The following is a 19,484-nucleotide window of genomic DNA, read 5'->3' as shown; positions in this document are numbered from 1 at the left end:
GGGTGTTAGACCGATTACATCTGGTTAGAGAGCTCGCGCTCTTGGTGTTGGTTACGACTTAGAGGTGTATCCATACACCGTGAACCCCTCCAACAGGCTCACTTAAGCCCCATGTTGTGCGGGTGGCAGTGATGGGGAGAAAACACCACCCATCACCACCCCTGCACCATCATGGCCCCTAAACATCAGGGGGTATCGGGGGCACCACCCCCCAATTCAAAGCATCTTGCGGTTCTTAACCAAGCAGGCTCAGCGCAAGCTGGGGCTGCTGGTTGGCCTGGGCCAAAATGGCGGTTCCGGCCTGTTGCAAGATGGCATTCTTAGTCAAGTTGGCGGTCTCAGAAGCGATATCCGCATCCATAATCCGCGAACGAGCCGCTTCGGTACGCTCCACCACATTGGCCAGATTGGTAATGGCCGCTTCCAAACGGTTCTGCTGAGCACCCAGTGTGGAGCGCATGTCAGAAACCGAAGCAATGGCATTGTCAATCAACGCAATGGCACCACTGGCACCGGCCATGGTCGAAACCGTAAAGGCCGCACTTAAACCAATGTTGGTTGTATTGGCATCGGTGGTGGTTACACTGATGGTCTGGTCTTGATCCATACCCACATGGATCTCAAACGTCTTACCGGTATCCATCACCGTAGTGCTGTTAAACTCGGTGGTGTTGGCAATACGGTCGATCTCAGAAACCAGCTGGGCCACTTCATCATGTAGATCGGCACGGTCAGTACTGGTATAGGTTCCGTTGACCGCTTGAACAGCCAGCTCACGCATACGCTGCAAAGCAGACTCAGTCTCAGCCAAAGCACCCTCAGTGACCTGCACCAGAGAGATACCATCGTTGGCGTTACGCATCGCCTGCCCAAGACCGCGAATCTGCGAGGTCATCCGGGTAGAGACAGATAAGCCTGCTGCATCATCAGAGGCACTGTTAATGCGCAGACCCGATGACAGACGCTCATAAGTCTTACCCAAAGCATTGGTGCTATTTTGCAGCTTGCGCTGGGCATTGATGGAAGAGACATTAGTGTTGACGTACAGAGCCATGATTCTTCTCCTTGGTGTCGATAATCCCAGAGGGGATTATCTGTCCTAAACCGCACCCTCCTTGGTACGAAGAGCCCTTCTTTTTAGGCGGCGGGCTCAACCTCCGGACCCCTAATTTAATAGGGAGCCCCTTCCCAAGGTCGCCTGAACGAACTTGGGGAGTGGCTCCCGCCCTCTGCCAAAACAGAGGGCGGGTCCCTTACCCTTAACCAAGCAAGCTCAGAGCAAGCTGGGGCTGCTGGTTGGCTTGGGCCAAAATGGCGGTTCCGGCCTGTTGCAAGATGGCATTCTTGGTCAGGTTGGCGGTCTCAGAAGCGATATCCGCATCCATAATCCGGGAGCGGGCCGCTTCGGTACGCTCGGTCACATTGGCCAAGTTGGTGATGGCCGCTTCCAAACGGTTCTGCTGAGCACCCAGTGTGGAGCGCATGTCAGAAACCGAAGCGATGGCCGCATCAATCTCAGCAATCGCAGCACTGGCCTGGGCCATGGTGGAGACCGTTGTTGCGTTCACACCCAACAAGGCTGTGTTGGCATCTGTAGTGGTCACACTAATGGTCTGGTCCTGATCCATACCCACATGAATTTCAAAGGTTTGGGTCGTGTTCAGAACATTCTGACTATTAAACTCCGTATTATCTGCAATCCGGTCGATCTCAGAAACCAGCTGAGAAACCTCATCATGCAAGTCAGCACGGTCAGTATTGGTGTAGGTTCCGTTGACCGCCTGAACAGCCAGCTCACGCATACGCTGTAGGGCAGATTCAGTCTCAGCCAAAGCACCCTCGGTGACCTGCACCAGAGAGATACCATCGTTGGCGTTACGCATGGCCTGACCTAGGCCACGAATCTGTGAGGTCATACGGGTGGAAACAGACAGACCAGCCGCATCATCCGAGGCACTGTTAATACGCAGGCCAGATGACAGACGTTCATAGGTCTTACCCAAAGCACCGGTACTATTCTGCAGCTTGCGTTGGGCATTGATGGAAGAGACATTGGTGTTGATGTACAGAGCCATGATTTTTCTCCTTGGTGTCGATACACCCAGTGGGGCATATCTGTCCTAAACCGCACCATCCTTGGTACGAAGAGCCCTTCTTTTTAGGCGGTGAGCTCAACCTCCGGACCCCCTTTATGGGGAGCCCCTTCCCAAATTCACCGGTGTGAACTTGGGGAGAGGCTCCCGCCCCCTGCCACAGCAGAGGGCGGGTCTCTTACATTTAACCAAGCAGGCTCAGCGCAAGCTGGGGCTGTTGGTTGGCCTGGGCCAAGATTGCTGTGCCAGCCTGTTGCAAGATGGCATTCTTGGTCAGGTTGGCCGTCTCGGCTGCGATATCTGCATCCATAATCCGGGAGCGCGCAGCTTCGGTACGCTCAACCACGTTGGTCAGGTTGGAGATGGCCGCTTCCAAACGGTTCTGCTGGGCACCCAGTGTGGAGCGCATGTCAGAAACCGAAGCGATGGCGTTATCAATCAACGCAATGGCACCGCTCGCACCGGCCATGGTTGAAACCGTAAAGCCGCCACTTAAACCAATGTTGGTGGTATTGGCATCAATCGTGGTCACACTGATGGTCTGGTCCTGATCCATACCCACCTGGATCTCAAACGTCTTGTCTGCATCCATCACCGTGGTGCTGTTAAATTCAGTGGTGTTAGCAATACGGTCGATCTCAGAAACCAACTGAGCCACTTCATCGTGTAGGTCGTTACGGTCGGTACTGGTGTAGGTTCCGTTGACCGCTTGAACCGCTAATTCACGCATACGCTGCAGAGCAGATTCGGTCTCAGCCAAAGCACCCTCGGTCACCTGCACCAGAGAGATACCATCGTTGGCGTTACGCACCGCCTGGTTCAAACCACGAACCTGGGAGGTCATACGGGTGGTCACCGACAGGCCAGCGGCATCATCAGACGCACTGTTAATGCGAAGACCAGAAGAGAGACGCTCATAGGTTTTACCCAGGGCATTGGTGCTGTTCATCAGCTTGCGTTGGGCGTTGAGCGAGGAAACGTTTGTGTTGATATACAGGGCCATGATCATTCTCCTTGGTATGGGGTAAACCCATTAGGGTTCACCTTCTCTAAACCGCACCATCCTTGGCACGAAGAGCCCTTCTTTTTAGGCGGTGGGCTCAACCACCGGACTCCCGAGAGAGCCCCTTCTCAAATCCACCAACCGTATGGACTTGAGGAGGGGCTCTCGCCCTCTGCCCATGCAGAGAGCGAGAGTTCCTTTACCGTTAACCAAGCAGGCTCAGCGCAAGCTGGGGCTGCTGGTTGGCCTGGGCCAAAATGGCGGTTCCGGCCTGTTGCATGATCGCATTTCTGGTCAGATTGGCCGTCTCGGCTGCGATATCTGCATCCAAAATCCGCGAACGGGCCGCTTCAGTGCGCTCAACCACGTTGGTCAGGTTGGAAATGGCGGCTTCCAAACGGTTCTGCTGAGCACCCAGTGTAGAGCGCATGTCAGAAACCGAAGCGATGGCGGCATCAATCTCAGCAATCGCAGCACTGGCCTGGGCCATGGTGGAGACCGTGGTTGCGTTCACACCCAACAAGGCTGTGTTGGCATCCGTGGTGGTCACACTAATGGTTTGGTCCTGATCCATACCCACTTGAATTTCAAAGGTTTGGGTCGTGTTCAGAACATTCTGACTATTAAACTCCGTGTTATCCGCAATCCGGTCGATTTCAGAAACCAGCTGAGCAACCTCATCATGCAGGTCCATACGATCGGTATTGGTATAAGTTCCGTTCACCGCTTGCACAGCCAGTTCACGCATACGCTGCAGAGCAGACTCGGTCTCAGCCAATGCACCCTCGGTCACCTGCACCAGAGAGATACCATCGTTGGCGTTACGCACCGCTTGGTTCAAACCACGAACCTGGGAGGTCATCCGTGTTGTCACAGAGAGACCAGCAGCGTCATCCGAAGCGCTATTAATACGCAAACCTGAAGAGAGACGTTCGTACGTCTTGCCTAAGGCATTTGTGCTGTTCATCAGCTTGCGCTGGGTGTTGAGCGAGGAAACATTGGTATTAATATACAGAGCCATGATTTTTCTCCTTGTTAGTGGGCGCCCCCCTCCTATGGGGTTTGCCTGCTCTAGACCTCTCCGTCCCTGGAGTGGTGGATCGTTCATTCGCCCGGGCCGATCCAACCCGGCTTTCCGTTGAACCCTCTGAAGTATTTCAGCTCACCCCGCCAACCTCCTATCCTTGGAAGTCCCGCCTTTATCAGGTCGGTTTTTGGGGTGCTCACGTGCTGAAACCCATCTTTGGGTGCGATCGCCTTCCTGGCGATTTCCTGCTACGGCTTTTATCCTAAAAACAATTACCCTTTCGCCATGAGCCTTATGTCTGTGACATACCGACTCCACCTACCGATTTTTCCAACCCTCCTGGCTGGTCCAATCCTCTAAACTCATGGCTCCCCTGCCACACCCTTCTAATCATCTGGGTGGTTTTCTTTCCTTAGAACGCCACCCTTGGCGTTCGAGCTATCCAAGCTCTGTTTGGTCCTTATGACGCTTCCAGCATCTCTACGGACCGACCGCTTCCTTGCGGTCTTGTGGCGCTAAAAGCCCCTCCGTGGGCCTAGGCCAAAGGTGGTTCCCCACCATCCCTCTTACTCCTTGAGGGCCTCCACATGTGGAGGATCAACTCCCTGCCTTGGGCTCTCCTGGCCAGAGCTGGGACTTCCTGTCCACTCCACTCTTACCTGGATCGGTTCTATGGTGACGTCCTGTCACCTCGGACCTCGGTTTGCCATCCTGCCAACCCCAGCCCTAACCTTCCCTGGCACCTACTGTAAAAACCTTAACCTACCTGTGGTTTCATCTTGTGAAAGCCACCTCCAGGCCCCTCCATCCATGAGGGTGATTTTTATAGCTTTTGTGCCTTGCCAACCGCCTTCCGTGGCATGGCTTGATCTACTCCCTGTAGACCTTTGGTGGTGCCTCCTGGCCTCACCGGCTGTCTGTCCGGCACCTTCCCTGCTGCCTCTACTCTGTGCTTCCCTGCTCCGGGTCTCCTACCACCCGAACCTTCTGCTCTACCCCATCCACCTTTTGCGGGCGGTCCGCCTTCCGTGGCGACGGTTTCCTTACCGTATAATTCCGAGCCTTCCTTGGCCCCGTGAGGTACAACATTCAACCTTTGTGTATGTCCATCCACCTTTTGCGGGCGGTCCGCCTTCCGTGGCGACGGTTTCCTTACCGTATAATTCCGAGCCTTCCTTGGCCCCGTGACATACAACCTTCTAAACCTCTGGTGTACCCATCCACCTTTTGCGGGCGGTCCGCCTTCCTGGCGACGGTTTCCTTACCGTATAATCCGAGCCTTCCTTGGCCCCGTTGGGTACAACATTCAAACCTCTGGTGTACCCATCCACCTTTTGCGGGCGGTCCGCCTTAACTGGCGACGGTTTCCTTACCGTATAATCCGAGCCTTCCTTGGCCCCGTTGGGTACAACATTCAAACCTTTGGTGACCCANTGTACCCATCCACCTTTTGCGGGCGGTCCGCCTTAACTGGCGACGGTTTCCTTACCGTATAATCCGAGCCTTCCTTGGCCCCGTTGGGTACAACATTCAAACCTTTGGTGACCCATCCACCTTTTGCGGGCGGTCCGCCTTCCTGGCGACGGTTTCCTTACCGTACATTCCGAGCCTTCCTTGGCCCCGTTGGGTCATCCTTCAACTGAGTAAATTGACTGCCAATACTGGCTGTTGGTTGGCCTGAGCCAAGATGGAGCGGTCGGAATAAGCCTGTATAGATCCCTTTGCCTGCCGTGTCGCCTCCTTGGCAACCTCAACATCTTGGATCTTTACCTTTCCGTCCTTTGCATCCACCTCCAACCGATCAATCTGTTCCATAACCTGCTTAAAACGCGTCTGCATATCCCCCAGTGAAGCCCGCATATCCGCCACACTGGTAATGGCATTGTCCATCTGCCGCAACACCCCCTCCACGTTCTGCCCTTGCAGATTTGTGAAGTTCATCTCATCTAACCCCAGTGCTTGTTGTGTGGCACTACCAACGGTTAGACGAATTTCCTGTTGTGGCGCTATTTGAATTAACCCAGTCCACCCACCTGTCGAGATCAATGTGTGCTGGTTGTACTGAGTTTGCGACGCGATCCGATCCACTTCTGCTAAAAGCTGTTCAACTTGTTGGTTATATGTGGCTTTTTCTTTACTTTCGGGGTTGTCCTCTCCCACTTCCTGGGTCAGATCTCGAATCTGCTCCAACGTGGATGAGGTTTGTGACAACGCCTCCTGAGCCACCTGTACCATGGAGATCCCATCATTGGTTTCATGAGACTCCTGGTTTCTTCCTCGCACCTGTGCCGTCATGGCTGCAGCTGCTGATACTTGCCGATCCTTTTGCCGTACACGTGCTTGCTTACTTTGTGTACGCCGTTCTTCGGTTTTCCCGATCCCTAAGGCCGAACCATTAACCGATTGCTGCGCATTCAACCAAAAGGCATTGGGATTGACATACATAGTCATCCTTTTACCCTCCCAGGCTTTCCAAAGCCTGTACCGGGCCGGTGGTGAAGTCTGCCATCCTATGGCGCGCCTCTAACACCACCGGGCAACCTCTACATGATCTCTCTCCGTACCATTACCCGTTCCATCAACCCAACAGTTGTAGTGCTAGCTGGGGCATCTGGTTGGCCTGGGCAAGCATGGCCGTTCCCGCCTGTTGAATAACCGAACCTCGGGTCAAACTGGCGGTTTCCGCAGCCACATCGGTATCGGTAATCTGTGCTTGCATGGCCGACGTGTTGTTGGACATGCTGGTCAGATTGGCAATGACCGACATAAAGCGGTTCTGGGTAGAACCCAGGTCCGAGCGGATCTGTGCAATGGTATCAATGGCCGTATCCAGCGTAGTCAGCGCAGCCTCTGCCTTGGCTTGGGTAGAGAGCGATAGATCCTCTACACCAACGGCACTGGCGGTTGCTGATGGAATGGTTACGGTGATCACCTCTGAGCTAAAAGCACCAACCTGGAAGTTCTGGTTGGCAAAGGTGCCATCCAACATCACCTGATCATTAAATTTACGTTCGGCACCAATGCGCTGAATTTCAGCCGTCAGTTCAGCAACAGCAAGCTGGATATCAGCCCGATCGGTACTGTTGTATGTGGCGTTGGCAGATTGCACTGCCATCTCACGCAACCGTTGCAACATATCTTCAGTCTGCTCCAGGGCTCCGTCAGAGACCTGTAGAAATGAGATACCATCGTTGGCATTACGTGCAGCCTGGTTCATTCCCCGAATTTGTGCGGTGGTCCGGTTGGTGATCGCCAAACCCGAGGCATCATCCTTCGCGGAGTTAAGCTTTTTACCCGAAGCCAGCCGCTCAAAACGGTCTTGTAGATAATTCGTGGAATTCGTCAGCATCTTTTGCGAATTCAACGAAGCAATATTTGTATTGATATAAAGCGCCATGGTCTTACGTCCATTGTGCATCCGACTCGCAGGCCGGTTAGCTTATTGCGCATGAGGTAACCCTATGGTTTCCCCATCTTTATTTTGATCAGCCGTTAGCTGGTCATACCCTGCCAGATCCCATTGACCGGTGACGATCCTGTAATCTGGGCTGTCTCTTCCTGCTCACCATCCCACAAACAGTAAGCCAGGTTTGTTTCTTGATCCTGTTCCATAAGCAGGGAGGTTCCATCGTTAAAGATCGACCACCCCATGGCACCATCACGCTGTTCAACAACCCCATTGGGAAGCTGACCACGACGGGGCATTGGCCCACGTCGGCGGCGCAGTGCACCGGAACGAATAACCCGACCATTACGTATACGCCACTGACCGATCGTACGGTTCCGGGGTACCTGTACCCTGACCCCTTCCGGCTCCGTCGTAATCACATGGAAAACAGAACCTAAATTCTCAATCTCCACCTGATGTTCTGACAGTTGCCGGTTATTTCTAGCCCGCATACGTGGTGTCTCTGGTCCGTGCAGCGTCATCAAACGCCCCACATGATTCAGTGGTTTTGATCGCCGCCCCGCTACCTGACTGACCAGGCGGGAACAACCACCGCGACTGGCAGGCATGGAACGAATGGCCATCCGAATCTCCCGCCAAACTTCTGCCAGTAAAAACCCCTGTTGAGGGCGATATACAGGCATTGGTTCGATACGGCGAACCCAAGACATTTCCAGCTTGGTTGCCCAATGGGGCATCGGCCCACTGGCTATTAATTTAGAAGCTGCTCCAGCACGAGCCTGCTTGGCCCGGCGCGCAGTTTGTGCATTACATGTCAACATCACTCTCTCCCAGCGCGGATTTTATCCGTTCATTTGAGCTTGTCTGCTCTTGACCGGAACCGGCTTGATCACACGAATGGGGACTTTCCTCACCCATTACCTCCTGAGTTGGTCCTTCAACCAGCCCCAAAGGCACCATTTGGCCATTGCGTAACCGTCCCACTGGATTAAGTGCACCCCCCTCGATCTCTTGCGGCTCATCATTAGCCGCTGCGTTGATCGCCTCCATCAGGCGCCGAACCGCAACCCGAAGAATCTCTCGGTCCTCTGATGTTACTCGACCCTGCACAGCCAACTCAGCCAGTGCATGAATCTGTTGCTGTGCCTCCCCACCGGGGCGGCCCAGATCAGCCAGCTCCGCCATGCGTGCTAGCCCCTCCACCCCCACACGGGCGGTGTCGGACATCTCCATAGGACCCATCATGTGTAGAAAGCGCCCTACCATGCCTAACCCAGGCACCTTACGAAGATGGTCAGGATGACACTCCTTAGCCGCCACACGGTCAAGACCATCGGGAATTGCTTCCCAACCGGACTCCCCGCTTCCATCACCCCGAAGGCCTGATGGATGTGAACGGACATGAAATGACATTACACCTCTCCCATCTTGCGCAACCGCGCTTAAACCACACAATAAAGACTTATATCTTCTCTTCGAGCCTTATGTTATCGGCTCAGGACACACGTGTCCCTTTGCGCCCAACCGGGCACAGCTCAATCCGTTATATCCGAGCCTTAACCCAGAAGCTGAAGAGCTAATTGAGGCTGCTGGTTAGCCTGCGCCAACACTGCGGTACCCGCCTGCTGCAAGATCGATGTCTTGGTCAGGTTGGCCGTCTCAGCCGCAATATCCGCATCCTGAATACGGGAGCGTGCAGCTGACATGTTTTCCACAATATTGGTCAGGTTACCGATGACCGCACCAAACCGGCTTTGAATGGCACCCAAGTCAGCACGTACATCTGAAATGCTGTTCAGGGCGTTATCCACCAAAGAGAGTGCCGCTTCGGCACCAGCCTGGGTACTAATGGTCAGGGCGGTAATACCAAGATGGGACATCTGAGCACCATTGATGCTCATTGTGATGGTTTGACTAGAAAAAGCACCCACCTGGAAGTTTTGCGCGGTATAGGTACCATCCAAAACATTCAGCTTGTTGAACTCCGTATCACCGGAGATGCGCTGAATTTCAGCCAACATCTGATCAACCTCTTTATCAAGGTTCAGACGGTCTGAAGTGTTATAAATGGCGTTGGCCGACTGTACGGCCAGCTCACGTATACGCTGCAAAGCGTTGGTGGTTTCGTCCAGGGCTCCTTCGGCAACCTGCGCAACGGATATACCGTCGTTGGCGTTGCGAACAGCCTGGTTGAGTCCGCGAATCTGGGCCGTCATACGATTGGTGATGGCCAGACCAGCTGCATCATCCTTAGCGGAGTTAATCCGCAACCCGGAAGAGAGCCGTGCGAAAGTGGTAGACAGATCGTTAGAAGACTGCGTTAATTTGCGCTGCGCATTCAGCGAAGCGACGTTTGTATTTACGTAAAGTGGCATGGTTCTACCTCCAACGTACGAAGAGCCAGTATGGTCTTCGTGTTTTCCGTCCTTGGCTGGAGGTGGGTTGTTCGTTTTACAGGGCCAACCCTAACCCTAATACAGCGTTTACTACTTTTTTATAAATGCGGGCCTCTTGCCCCCATCTTTTTCCCTTAGGTACTGCCCTTCAAGTCACGGCTCTTGTGGCCGTTAGTATGCTTATCGGCCCCTCCCTTGGAACCTTTAAGCGTTTTTTTATGCTGCTTCATTTTTTTGTTTTCACACAGTCATTTTGCTGTGCGTAAGAGAATTTATCGACGGGATATCCAAACCCCTTAACCTTTTTTTGCTCCTTTTCTTAATTTTATATGTATGTGCTTGTTTAATATAAACAAAAAAAGCACGCCATTGGCGTGCTTTTTAGAAAACCCCGACACCTATGCAAGCTAAACCCGCTATTGAATGCGTCGCATGCGGCGTTCCTGCAGTGTCATACCAATGGCATCTGCCAGAGGAACAGCCTCCATCGGATCCATTTTATCAAAGATCTTAGCCGCCACCTTCTCTTTAAGCACCTTAAGTATCTTTACCGCCGTGGTACGTTCAAGGTCCTTCAACTGTTTGGCTGCAACCTTGGGCTTCATGGCACTATAGATACGAGCTAGGCGGGCTATATTCTCGGTATTGATGTTTTTCTCTTCCAAGATATCCTGACGGACCTCTTCACGCAGGGCGGTCAATGCCTTGAGACGCTTATCCACCATCTCCCCCATACGTTTGATCTCCTGCTCTTTCAGATCCAGCGCCTTGGCTCTGGCTTCCAGAGACACTTGCCGCTTTTCGAGCGTTTTTAGTAAATCGACAGGATCACGGGGGGCACCATTCTGATCTTGTGCCGCCATAACGGGTGATACCATCAATCCAAAAGCCATTACCGCCATGGCCATAACTCGCTTAATCCCATTCATCACAGCATGGTCTCCTTATCTTGCTGCCGAATGTGACGCACCACCCCGGCCATGTCCAACATTCGGTTCTCGACCCTCAGTGCCTCTTTTTGCAACTTAAGGTCGGTTTTTTCTTCCAGTTTTTCTGCCTGACGTAACCCCTTACGTGCCTCAAGCCATCGTTGCTTGGCGGCCTCAACAAGGGGCTCACTCTTCTCTACAGCTTCTAATAGTCGTGTACGCCGAACCTTTTGCCCTTCAAAAAAGCCCGCGATCATATCACCAGAGAGAATGGTGGTATGGTCGCCCACCAGATCCAAAGCATCCGCACGGGCCTGCTCTGTCTCCTGATCCAACAGGGTGACCTGCTGTTTCAAGTCATTCAGGTCTGCCAAAACTTTGGCATACTCGCCCCCTTGCGCCTCTTCGCGCAAACGACGTAGCTCAACAAGCCGGCTGAAACGGTTAACCGCCACACACACACCTTTATTGCTTTTGGGTTCCAACACCGGTTGGGACCGAAGCCAAAGCGGAGTACACTCTGCTTTACGAGAGAGCTGCCCCTAGCTAACGTTCAGCATACGGCACCTCTCAGGATAGAGACTAAGCAAAAAGCTCGCCGGATTGGACCAGGATGTTCAAACAACGACCATATCGCCCCTTATTGAGCCTGTGGATACTCTTATTACTTGTTCTCCCTGCCAAGGTATCCCAAGCGGCATCGGTTCGGTTAATTACAGATCCGGAGGTCATGGCTTTGATCCAGGCCATGGGCAAACCCCTGGTCAAATCCGCCGGGTTGAACCCCGAACGGGTTAAGTTCTTTGTGATCCTGGATAACAGCATTAACGCCTTTGCTTTGGCCAACCAATATGTCGTATTCAACAGCGGCCTTATTTTAAAAGCCAAACACTATGATGAAATTGCAGGGGTCATTGCCCACGAGCTGGGCCACCTTAAGGCAGGCCACCATATTAAATTAAAAGCCGACGCCCGTACCGCGCTGGCCAAACAGGTGGTCGGTGCGGCACTGGGTATTGCTGCAGGTGTTGCGGGAAGCGGAGAGGGTGCCAGTGCCTTTTTAATCGGTAGTAACGCCATCGCCCGGCAGGGTCTTTTAGACTCCTCCCGCGTGAAAGAACAACAGGCTGACCGGTTGGCTGTCGATTATATGATCCGTGCAGCCATGGATCCCGAAGGGGTCTCCCGCTTCTTTAAGACCCTCTATCAACTCCAACGCATGAACCCTGTACCGCCGGCTTACCTAAGTACCCACCCGCTGGGGTTGGAGCGCCTGCACGCCGGACAGGATCTTATTGACCGCTTAAGAGAAAACATGGGGGCTTTTCCCACCCATGAACGGGTGCAGTGGCAACACCAGCTCAAACGTATTCAAGCCAAGTTGGAAGCCTCCGCCAGTAAGGATCTTTTAACCTTTCTCCGTCAACAGCGGCTTAAACTCAGACGTATGCTACCAGGTACCCCTGAACACTTTGCGGTACGTTACGGCATTGCCCTAGGGATGCGCTATGCAGGCCAACTGGAAAAAGCAGAAGAGGGGATGCGCCTTCTATTAAAAGAGAACCCCAATGATCCCTATCTCATGCGGGAGTTGGGGCTGGTGGTGCTGGACCATGGCCGCCCGGAAGAGGCTATCATACTCTTTCGTCAGGCTGTGGCCCGTGCAGGTCAACATCCGGATATGCACTATCGTCTCGCCTTTGCCCTGCATGAGGCGGGTCAGTTTGACGAAGCCGCCAATATACTCTACCGCCTAACCAGCCAGTATATTGAACAGAATGCCCCCCTCTATCTCTTAGGGGTTGTGGAAGGGAAGCGGGGTAACCTGGGTATGAGCCACACCGCCCTGGCCCGTTACGAACGTCGGCGGCTAAAGACCAAACGTGCCCTGTGGCATTACCGTCAGGCCTTAAAACATCTGCCCGTTAAAGATGCGTTGCGCAACCGTATTAAGGTCGAGATCAAAGCCGCAAAAGAAGAGGCTAAAAAGTATAAAAAATAGCCGGTTTAGAGAAGCTGTTTTCTGGGGGTATGGTGCAGGTCAAAACATTGTGCCACCGCACGGCACACCACTTTACCTGCCACAATATTCAGCCCTTTGGCCAAGGCACGATCGTCACCACAGGCGGTCTTCCAGCCTAAATTAGCCAGCTTTAAGGCATAGGGTAGTGTGGCATTGGTTAGGGCTCGGGTTGCGGTCATGGGTACAGCACCGGGCATATTGGCCACACAGTAGTGGATAACCCCTTCTTCAAGATAGACCGGATCTTCATGGGTTGTGGGACGGGAGGTCTCAAAAATCCCCCCTTGATCAATGGCGGTATCCACAATCACCGCACCAGGTTGCATCTGCCTGAGCTGTGCCCGGCTTATGAGCTTTGGCGCCCGAGCTCCTTTTAGTAAGACAGCCCCCACCACCACATCAGCCTGTTGGATAGCCTCTCTCAACACCCCCGGATTAGAAGCCAGGGTCGTCACATTGGCCGGCAGTATATCCGCCATACGGCGCAGACGTTCCAGGTTTACATCCAGCAACTTGACATCGGCACCCAAGCCAGCAGCCATACGGGCAGCCTCTGTCCCCACCACCCCAGCCCCAATGATCACCACTTGAGCAGGGGCCACACCAGGAACCCCACCTAATAGAATACCCCGCCCCCCTTGGGCACGCTCCAGATATTTGGCACTCTCCTGGATCGCCATACGCCCGGCAACCTCACTCATTGGGGTGAGCAAAGGCAGGTTACCCTGCTGGTCCTCAACCGTTTCATAGGCAATGGCCACAGCGCCGGAGTTGATCACCGCTTCGGTAAGCTGTTCTGATGCGGCAAAGTGGAAATAGGTAAAGAGCATTTGCCCTGGTTGCAGCAGAGGATATTCCTGAGGTTGGGGCTCTTTGACTTTGAGCATCAACTCTACATCACGCCAAACTGTGGCAGCATCGGCATGAATAGTCGCCCCCACCGCCTGGTAGTGATGATCCTCAAAACCACTGCCCAAGCCTGCGCTCTGCTCCACCAAGACGGTATGACCATTTTGGATCAGGGTTTCGGCCCCATCAGGGGTCAGTGCAACACGGTTTTCTTGGGTGCGGATCTCTTTAACGACACCGATGATCATGGTGAGACTCCGTTGGGGGTTAGAAACCCTTTAATATAACCATCTGAAAACGTTTGAGGGGTAGATTGGGTAAGAAGTTCTCTGCGGGGGGTCGGTTTTCTGTGGTTGCCCAGATACCAAAACGTGACGGTACGCCCTTTAACAAGCCCTCTAGAGAGAGCCAGAACAACCCATTAAGGATATGGCCACCCAACGCAGGGCTACCCGGGTGGAGGTCACACCCTCATCAAGGCAGAAAACTCTTGGTAGGATCTGAAGCTTTATCTCTTTTTAGGGCTGGGTAGGGCCAACTGAGGCTGAGAATTTGCCACGGTTTTAACCGGCTCACGACTACGTTTAGAGACGGGGGGCAGAGCTTTGGTATCCACCTTACCTACCCGGAAGAAGCTTAAATCCTGACCCATACGCTCCGACTGTGCCGATAAAGTCTCTGCAGCACTGGCTACCTCTTGGGCTGCTTGTAGGTTCTGCTGCACCCCCCCCTCCATCTGCTGAACGGCATGGTTGATCTGTGCAACCCCAAGGCTCTGTTCCTGGCTGGTACGGGCGATCTCTGCAACAAGCTTGGCGGTATCCTGAATTTGTGGAACCATTGCGGTGATCATCTCACCAGCCCGCTCGGCAACACTAACCGTCTCACCAGATAACTCACCAATCTCTGCGGCGGCCTCCTGGCTACGCTCGGCCAGTTTACGAACCTCTGCAGCCACAACGGCAAACCCCTTACCCTGCTCACCCGCACGGGCTGCCTCAATCGCTGCATTCAAAGCCAGAAGGTTGGTTTGACGGGCAATCTCTTCAATAATCCCAATTTTATTGGCAATGTTGTGCATCACCTGTACCGCTTCATCCACCGCCTCACCACCGGATTTAGCCCCTTCATAGGCACGCTGAGAGATCCCCTCAGCCCCTTGGGCATGCTTACTGTTCTGAGCAATGTTATGGGTAATATTCTCCATAGCAGAGGCCGTTTGCCGGAGTGTACTGGCTTGCTCATCGGCACTTTCTGATAAGGCGCTGGAGGTCTGTGCCAGGTGATCACTGCTTTCATTCACCCCGTGGGCACCTGCTTGTACGGTCCGAGCCACCCCAACCAGAGTTTGATTCATCCGCATTAAGTCTGCCCAAGCACCTGTTGGTGCTTTAACCGCAGGGTGTCTTCCAAAAAAGTCCAGATCACCATCTGCAATAGCCCGGCACACCACCTGTAACTGATCGGGCTCGCCTCCCAGTTGGTGACGGACCATACGGCTAATAAACCAGGCCAGAGCCAGCAACAAGGTCAGCAGAACCACCAAACCACCAGCCAACTCTTTGGCCCCCTGGTTCACGGCGGCATCCACATCCTTTAAATAGATACCCGCACCGATCATCCAACCCCACGGTTCAAACCCTTGAACATAGGAGAGCTTGGGCTCTGGCTGGTCTGATCCGGGTCGACTCCACTGATACGCCACAAAGCCTGCGCCGTGCTCACGCACCACAGAGACCATATCCACAAAAAAAGCCTTACCTTCATGGTCTTTGAAGCCTGCCAACGCTTGCCCATTCAGAGAGGCGTTGACCGGATGCATAACCATGCGTGGCGATAGATCATTGATCCAAAAGTAGTTACCCCCACTAAAGCGCATGGATCCCACCACGGTCTTGGCCAGATCTTGCGCCTCCTCGGTCGAGTAAGCGCCGATCCGCTCCATCTCATAAATACGCTGGACTTGGCTACTTGCGCCCTCAACCAACGCCTGAACCATCAACTGACGATCCATCATCATTTGGCTACGAAGCATGTGCAATGAGAGCACACCAGAGATCAAAATACCGACCAGCGCCAAAAAGACGATGAAGAGTAATTTCACCCGTAACGAGGTAGCATAAAGCAGGCGCAACATGTAAACCTCACCCCATCCAATCCATGGATACTGTAATCAAACCCAGATAAAGCTGCTCAAAGCTCCATCTCCATCAGCTCTGACATCACCCCATCACCCAGCCTTAACCCTTTGCTGGTTAACCAGATATGTGTGTCATTATGTGCAACAAGGCCCTGCTTTAAAAACCAGGAAAGATCACCACCTACCGTCTGTTCAACAGGCTTTCCCCGAGCCTGTTGGTAAGTTGCTTTGTTCAACCCTTCCATGGTGCGCAGACCCATAACCAACGCCTCATTGCCTGCCTCCTGTGGGCTTAAGAGCATATCCCGTACCAAGGGTGGTACCCCCTCCTCCTGCAAACGGCTAAAATAACGTGCGGCATCCGCCAAGTTAGCACTTCGCACCACCCGACCCGCTGCATCGGTCACTTTGCCATGGGCCGCCACACCGACCCCCAAATAATCCCCAAACTGCCAGTAATTTTGATTATGCCGACAGGGGTGGTGTACTCGGGCAAAGTTACTGATCTCATACGGGGGCAACCCGGCCTTAGACAGCCGTTCATAGGTGGCATCCATCAAAACCAACTGCTGCTCATCTTCAGGTATGTGCAACCCCCCCTCGCGCTGTTGCTGAAAAAAAGGGGTTCCTGGCTCCACGGTCAGGGCATAACAGGAGAGGTGGGGCGGAGAATAAGCCAAGATCTCATCCAACTCTTTCAACCACCCCTCTAGGGTATGATCGGGTGTGGCATAGATCAGATCGGCACTCCAACTCCTGAACCCAGCTTCCCCCAACCAAGCCAATGCCTGCTGTGCCTGGCTGCGGTTATGGGGACGATCCAACCTCTGTAAACGTGCATCATCCAGCGCCTGGACCCCCATACTAATACGGGTTACACCCGCTTGACGATACCCCGCTAAACGGTCCTTGGTCAGGGATTCAGGGTTGGACTCCAAGGTGATTTCACAGGTGGGTGAGAGAGGCCATATCTGCGCAATCCCCTGTAGCAACCGGGCAATCTGCTCAGGATCAAACAGGGATGGGGTACCCCCACCCAAAAACAGCGTATGTAAGTTCCGTTTATCCCCCTGCAAACGCGCCCGCCAATAGCGCATCTCTATCAGCAGTGCATCCACATAGTCTGCTTGGGGCACAACAGCATCGACCCTGGAGTGAAAATCACAATAGGGGCATTTGTGAACGCAGTAGGGTATGTGGATGTATAGAGACAGTGGTGGCATCTTAAACCGTCCATTCAAACGAAGACCCCAACATAAAAAGGGGTGCCACCTACTCTGAAGCAGCACCCCCAAACAAAACAAGGGGCCATGAAAGGCCCCTTGTGTATTTATCTTTGTTAGACACCAAACCGTTAAGCTTTAAGTGCCTTTTTCTGCTCTTCAATCAACGCCATAATCCCCTGCTCGGCCAAGCCAGCCATGGCATCAAACTCAGCACGGGAAAAGGGTGCCCCCTCTGCCGTACCTTGAATTTCCACAAAACCGCCAGAGCCGGTCATCACAAAATTCATGTCGGTATCACAGCTGGAGTCTTCACGATAGTCAAGATCCAGAGCAGGCAGACCATCAACAATGCCACAACTCACGGCGGCCACATGATCCCGTAAAGGGTTATCACGGATCAACCCGGCATCCAACAGACGAGAAACCGCATCATGCATGGCGACAAAAGCACCGGTAATGGCTGCGGTTCGGGTACCGCCATCGGCCTGGATAACATCACAATCCAACCAGATGGTGCGCTTACCCAAAGCTTTAAGATCCACCACCGAACGCATGGCCCGCCCAATGAGACGTTGAATCTCCTGGGTACGCCCACTCTGCTTACCACGGCTGGCTTCACGGCCCATACGGGTATTGGTCGAGCGGGGCAACATGCCATATTCAGCGGTTACCCAACCACGATCTTCATTACGCATCCAACGGGGTTGAGACTCCTCCACCGTGGCGGTACATAAGACGTGGGTATCTCCAAAGGTGATCAGGCAGGAACCTTCAGCATGCTTGGCAAAATGACGGGTCATGGTCACCGCCCGCAGTTCATCGGGGCGGCGACCACTAAAACGGGGAGAGTTATTCAATTAAACCACACCCTTCTTGGAACCCAACTGAATCGCGTTACTGACCAACTGGTGAACACCACCCACCATATCCATGGGGATGTCGTAGTAGGGCAGCACCTTGGTAAACTGCGCCTTACAGATGGCACAGATCAGGGCCAGGAAGTTAACATTGTCTTCGTCCATCACCTTTTTCAAGGCGGTGACACGGGGCATGACACCCTTGATGCGCAGATCCATCAACTCATCCGTCAACAAACCACCGCCACCACCGCAGCAGAAGGTCTTTTCATGAATGGTATCTGGGTCCATATCCACAAAACGGTTGGCTGAGGCCTTGATCAATGCCCGTGGAATTTCAAACTGTCCACCGGGATTGGGTCCCATACGGGAGGCCCGTGCCACGTTACAGGAGTCATGGAAGGTGATGATCTTGTCATCATTCGCCGTACGATCCATGGTCAACGCACCACGGTTGTACAGGTCGTTGGTAAACTCACAAATATGCTGAGGTACCGGATACCTGGGGTCCAGATAGTCAAAGGGACCATTCAGGGTATTCCAGAAGGCATAAGCAACACGCCATGCGTGACCGCACTCACCCACCACAATACGTTTGACACCCAGCTCACGGGCCTGATCACTGATGCGCTTGGCGATCTTCTGCATCTGATCAAAGTTACCAATGAACATACCAAAGTTAGCTGCCTCAGAAGCAACCGAACTGATGGTATAGCTGATACCAGCCTGGTGGAATACCTTGGCATACCCCATTAAAGAGTCCACATGGGGTGCTGAGAAGAAGTCAGCCGAAGGGGCGATTAACAGAACATCGGCACCCTTTTGGTCCAAAGGCAGACGTACTTCATGGCCTGAGGTTTCCAGAATGTCATCTTCCAGGAAGTCCAAGGTACCCTTCAGGGCAGGTTTGGGAATACCTAGATTGTTACCCAGATCATGGACCTTAGCCACAATCTCTGTGGTGTATTTATGACCCACACCAATGCTGTCCATAAGCTCACGGGCTGCCATGGAAACCTCAGCGGTATCAATACCGTAAGGGCAGAAGACCGAGCAGCGACGGCACTGGGAGCACTGGTGGAAGTAGGTAAACCACTTATCCAGCATCTCTTCGTCAAAATCCGAAGCCTTCACCAGATCGGGGAACATCTTACCCCCAGGTGTGAAGTAGCGACGGTAGACTTCACGCATCAGTTCAGCACGCTGAACCGGCATGTTGTTAGGATCTTGAGTACCCAGGAAGTAGTGGCACTTATCGGTGCAGGATCCGCATTTTACGCAGATATCCATAAACACCTGTAAAGAGCGATACTTGGAGAGTAGATCCCCAAACTTCTCAATACCGGCTTCCTGCCAATTCTCCACCCGCCCACTGGGGAAATCCAGTGGCTCCATATGCTTGGCCTGGGCCGGAATCGGGTTGAGATGGTTCATCGTCCCAGCTTCAGGGGCCGGAGTTACAATGTCATCACCAATTACCGGTACTTGGATGTCATCAGCCACGTGAAGACTCCTTAGCTTAGCAAACCCGT

General features: G+C 53.3%; 17 protein-coding genes. 1 reads left to right on the top strand and 16 read right to left on the bottom strand.

All coding sequences use genetic code 11. From position 1 onward, the window contains the following. Nucleotides 1–235 precede the first annotated feature (235 nt). From V5T57_RS18220 to fliJ, 11 genes are all read right to left on the bottom strand, one after another. Nucleotides 236–1,054 carry a flagellin N-terminal helical domain-containing protein gene (locus V5T57_RS18220; RefSeq protein ID WP_332892688.1) on the bottom strand — a complete coding sequence of 273 codons (819 nt, stop codon included), beginning with the start codon at nt 1,052–1,054 and terminating at the stop codon, nt 236–238. A gap of 205 nt (nt 1,055–1,259) precedes the next feature. Beyond that, nucleotides 1,260–2,075 (bottom strand): flagellin N-terminal helical domain-containing protein, encoded by an 816-nt coding sequence (locus V5T57_RS18215; RefSeq protein ID WP_332892687.1) that lies wholly within the window; start codon nt 2,073–2,075, stop codon nt 1,260–1,262. Nucleotides 2,076–2,277: 202 nt separating this feature from the next. Continuing rightward, nucleotides 2,278–3,096 carry a flagellin N-terminal helical domain-containing protein gene (locus V5T57_RS18210; RefSeq protein WP_332892686.1) on the bottom strand — a complete coding sequence of 273 codons (819 nt, stop codon included), beginning with the start codon at nt 3,094–3,096 and terminating at the stop codon, nt 2,278–2,280. A 205-nt stretch (nt 3,097–3,301) separates the two neighbouring features. Further along, entirely contained in the window at nt 3,302–4,117 is an 816-nt protein-coding gene (locus V5T57_RS18205) for a flagellin N-terminal helical domain-containing protein (RefSeq protein WP_332892685.1), read from the bottom strand. Between the two features lie 1,641 nt (nt 4,118–5,758). Next, nucleotides 5,759–6,574 carry a flagellin gene (locus V5T57_RS18200; protein ID WP_332892684.1) on the bottom strand — a complete coding sequence of 272 codons (816 nt, stop codon included), beginning with the start codon at nt 6,572–6,574 and terminating at the stop codon, nt 5,759–5,761. A gap of 127 nt (nt 6,575–6,701) precedes the next feature. Beyond that, the gene (locus V5T57_RS18195; protein ID WP_332892683.1) at nt 6,702–7,520 is read right to left on the bottom strand and encodes a flagellin N-terminal helical domain-containing protein; all 819 of its coding nucleotides are present in this window, start codon (nt 7,518–7,520) and stop codon (nt 6,702–6,704) included. Nucleotides 7,521–7,615: 95 nt separating this feature from the next. Further along, a complete protein-coding gene (locus V5T57_RS18190) occupies nt 7,616–8,353 on the bottom strand; it encodes a hypothetical protein (protein WP_332892682.1) in 738 nt (245 codons plus the stop codon). Then, nucleotides 8,340–8,945, bottom strand: a complete 606-nt coding sequence (locus tag V5T57_RS18185) for a hypothetical protein (RefSeq protein WP_332892681.1) — start codon at nt 8,943–8,945, stop codon at nt 8,340–8,342. Before V5T57_RS18185 ends, V5T57_RS18190 begins: the two co-directional genes overlap by 14 nt. Nucleotides 8,946–9,088: 143 nt before the next feature. After that, a complete protein-coding gene (locus V5T57_RS18180) occupies nt 9,089–9,907 on the bottom strand; it encodes a flagellin N-terminal helical domain-containing protein (RefSeq protein ID WP_332892680.1) in 819 nt (272 codons plus the stop codon). Between the two features lie 437 nt (nt 9,908–10,344). Beyond that, the gene (locus V5T57_RS18175; protein ID WP_332892679.1) at nt 10,345–10,857 is read right to left on the bottom strand and encodes a MotE family protein; all 513 of its coding nucleotides are present in this window, start codon (nt 10,855–10,857) and stop codon (nt 10,345–10,347) included. Then, a complete protein-coding gene (gene fliJ, locus V5T57_RS18170; protein WP_332892678.1) occupies nt 10,857–11,312 on the bottom strand; it encodes a flagellar export protein FliJ in 456 nt (151 codons plus the stop codon). Before fliJ ends, V5T57_RS18175 begins: the two co-directional genes overlap by 1 nt. 158 nt (nt 11,313–11,470) lie before the next feature. On the opposite strand from fliJ, the gene V5T57_RS18165 reads away from it, so the two are divergent. Further along, entirely contained in the window at nt 11,471–12,859 is a 1,389-nt protein-coding gene (locus V5T57_RS18165) for a M48 family metalloprotease (RefSeq protein ID WP_332892677.1), read from the top strand. A gap of 5 nt (nt 12,860–12,864) precedes the next feature. Here the strand turns inward: V5T57_RS18165 and ald are convergent, their stop codons facing one another. The 5 genes from ald to dsrK form a co-directional block, all read right to left on the bottom strand. Beyond that, complete coding sequence (gene ald, locus V5T57_RS18160) at nt 12,865–13,977, bottom strand: alanine dehydrogenase (protein WP_332892676.1); 1,113 nt, start codon at nt 13,975–13,977, stop codon at nt 12,865–12,867. A 260-nt stretch (nt 13,978–14,237) separates the two neighbouring features. Beyond that, on the bottom strand, nt 14,238–15,866 hold the full coding sequence (locus V5T57_RS18155; protein WP_332892675.1) for a methyl-accepting chemotaxis protein: 1,629 nt from the start codon (nt 15,864–15,866) through the stop codon (nt 14,238–14,240). Nucleotides 15,867–15,922: 56 nt separating this feature from the next. Then, the gene (gene hemW, locus V5T57_RS18150) at nt 15,923–17,092 is read right to left on the bottom strand and encodes a radical SAM family heme chaperone HemW (RefSeq protein WP_332892674.1); all 1,170 of its coding nucleotides are present in this window, start codon (nt 17,090–17,092) and stop codon (nt 15,923–15,925) included. 131 nt (nt 17,093–17,223) lie between these two features. Continuing rightward, nucleotides 17,224–17,952, bottom strand: coding sequence for a ribonuclease PH (rph, locus tag V5T57_RS18145; RefSeq protein WP_332892673.1), 729 nt, complete (start codon nt 17,950–17,952; stop codon nt 17,224–17,226). After that, entirely contained in the window at nt 17,953–19,455 is a 1,503-nt protein-coding gene (gene dsrK, locus V5T57_RS18140; RefSeq protein WP_332892672.1) for a sulfate reduction electron transfer complex DsrMKJOP subunit DsrK, read from the bottom strand. Nucleotides 19,456–19,484 lie beyond the last annotated feature (29 nt).

This window comes from Magnetococcus sp. PR-3 (genome assembly GCF_036689865.1).
Classification (GTDB): Bacteria; Pseudomonadota; Magnetococcia; order Magnetococcales; family Magnetococcaceae; genus Magnetococcus.
This window is presented reverse-complemented; position numbering and strand designations above follow the sequence as displayed.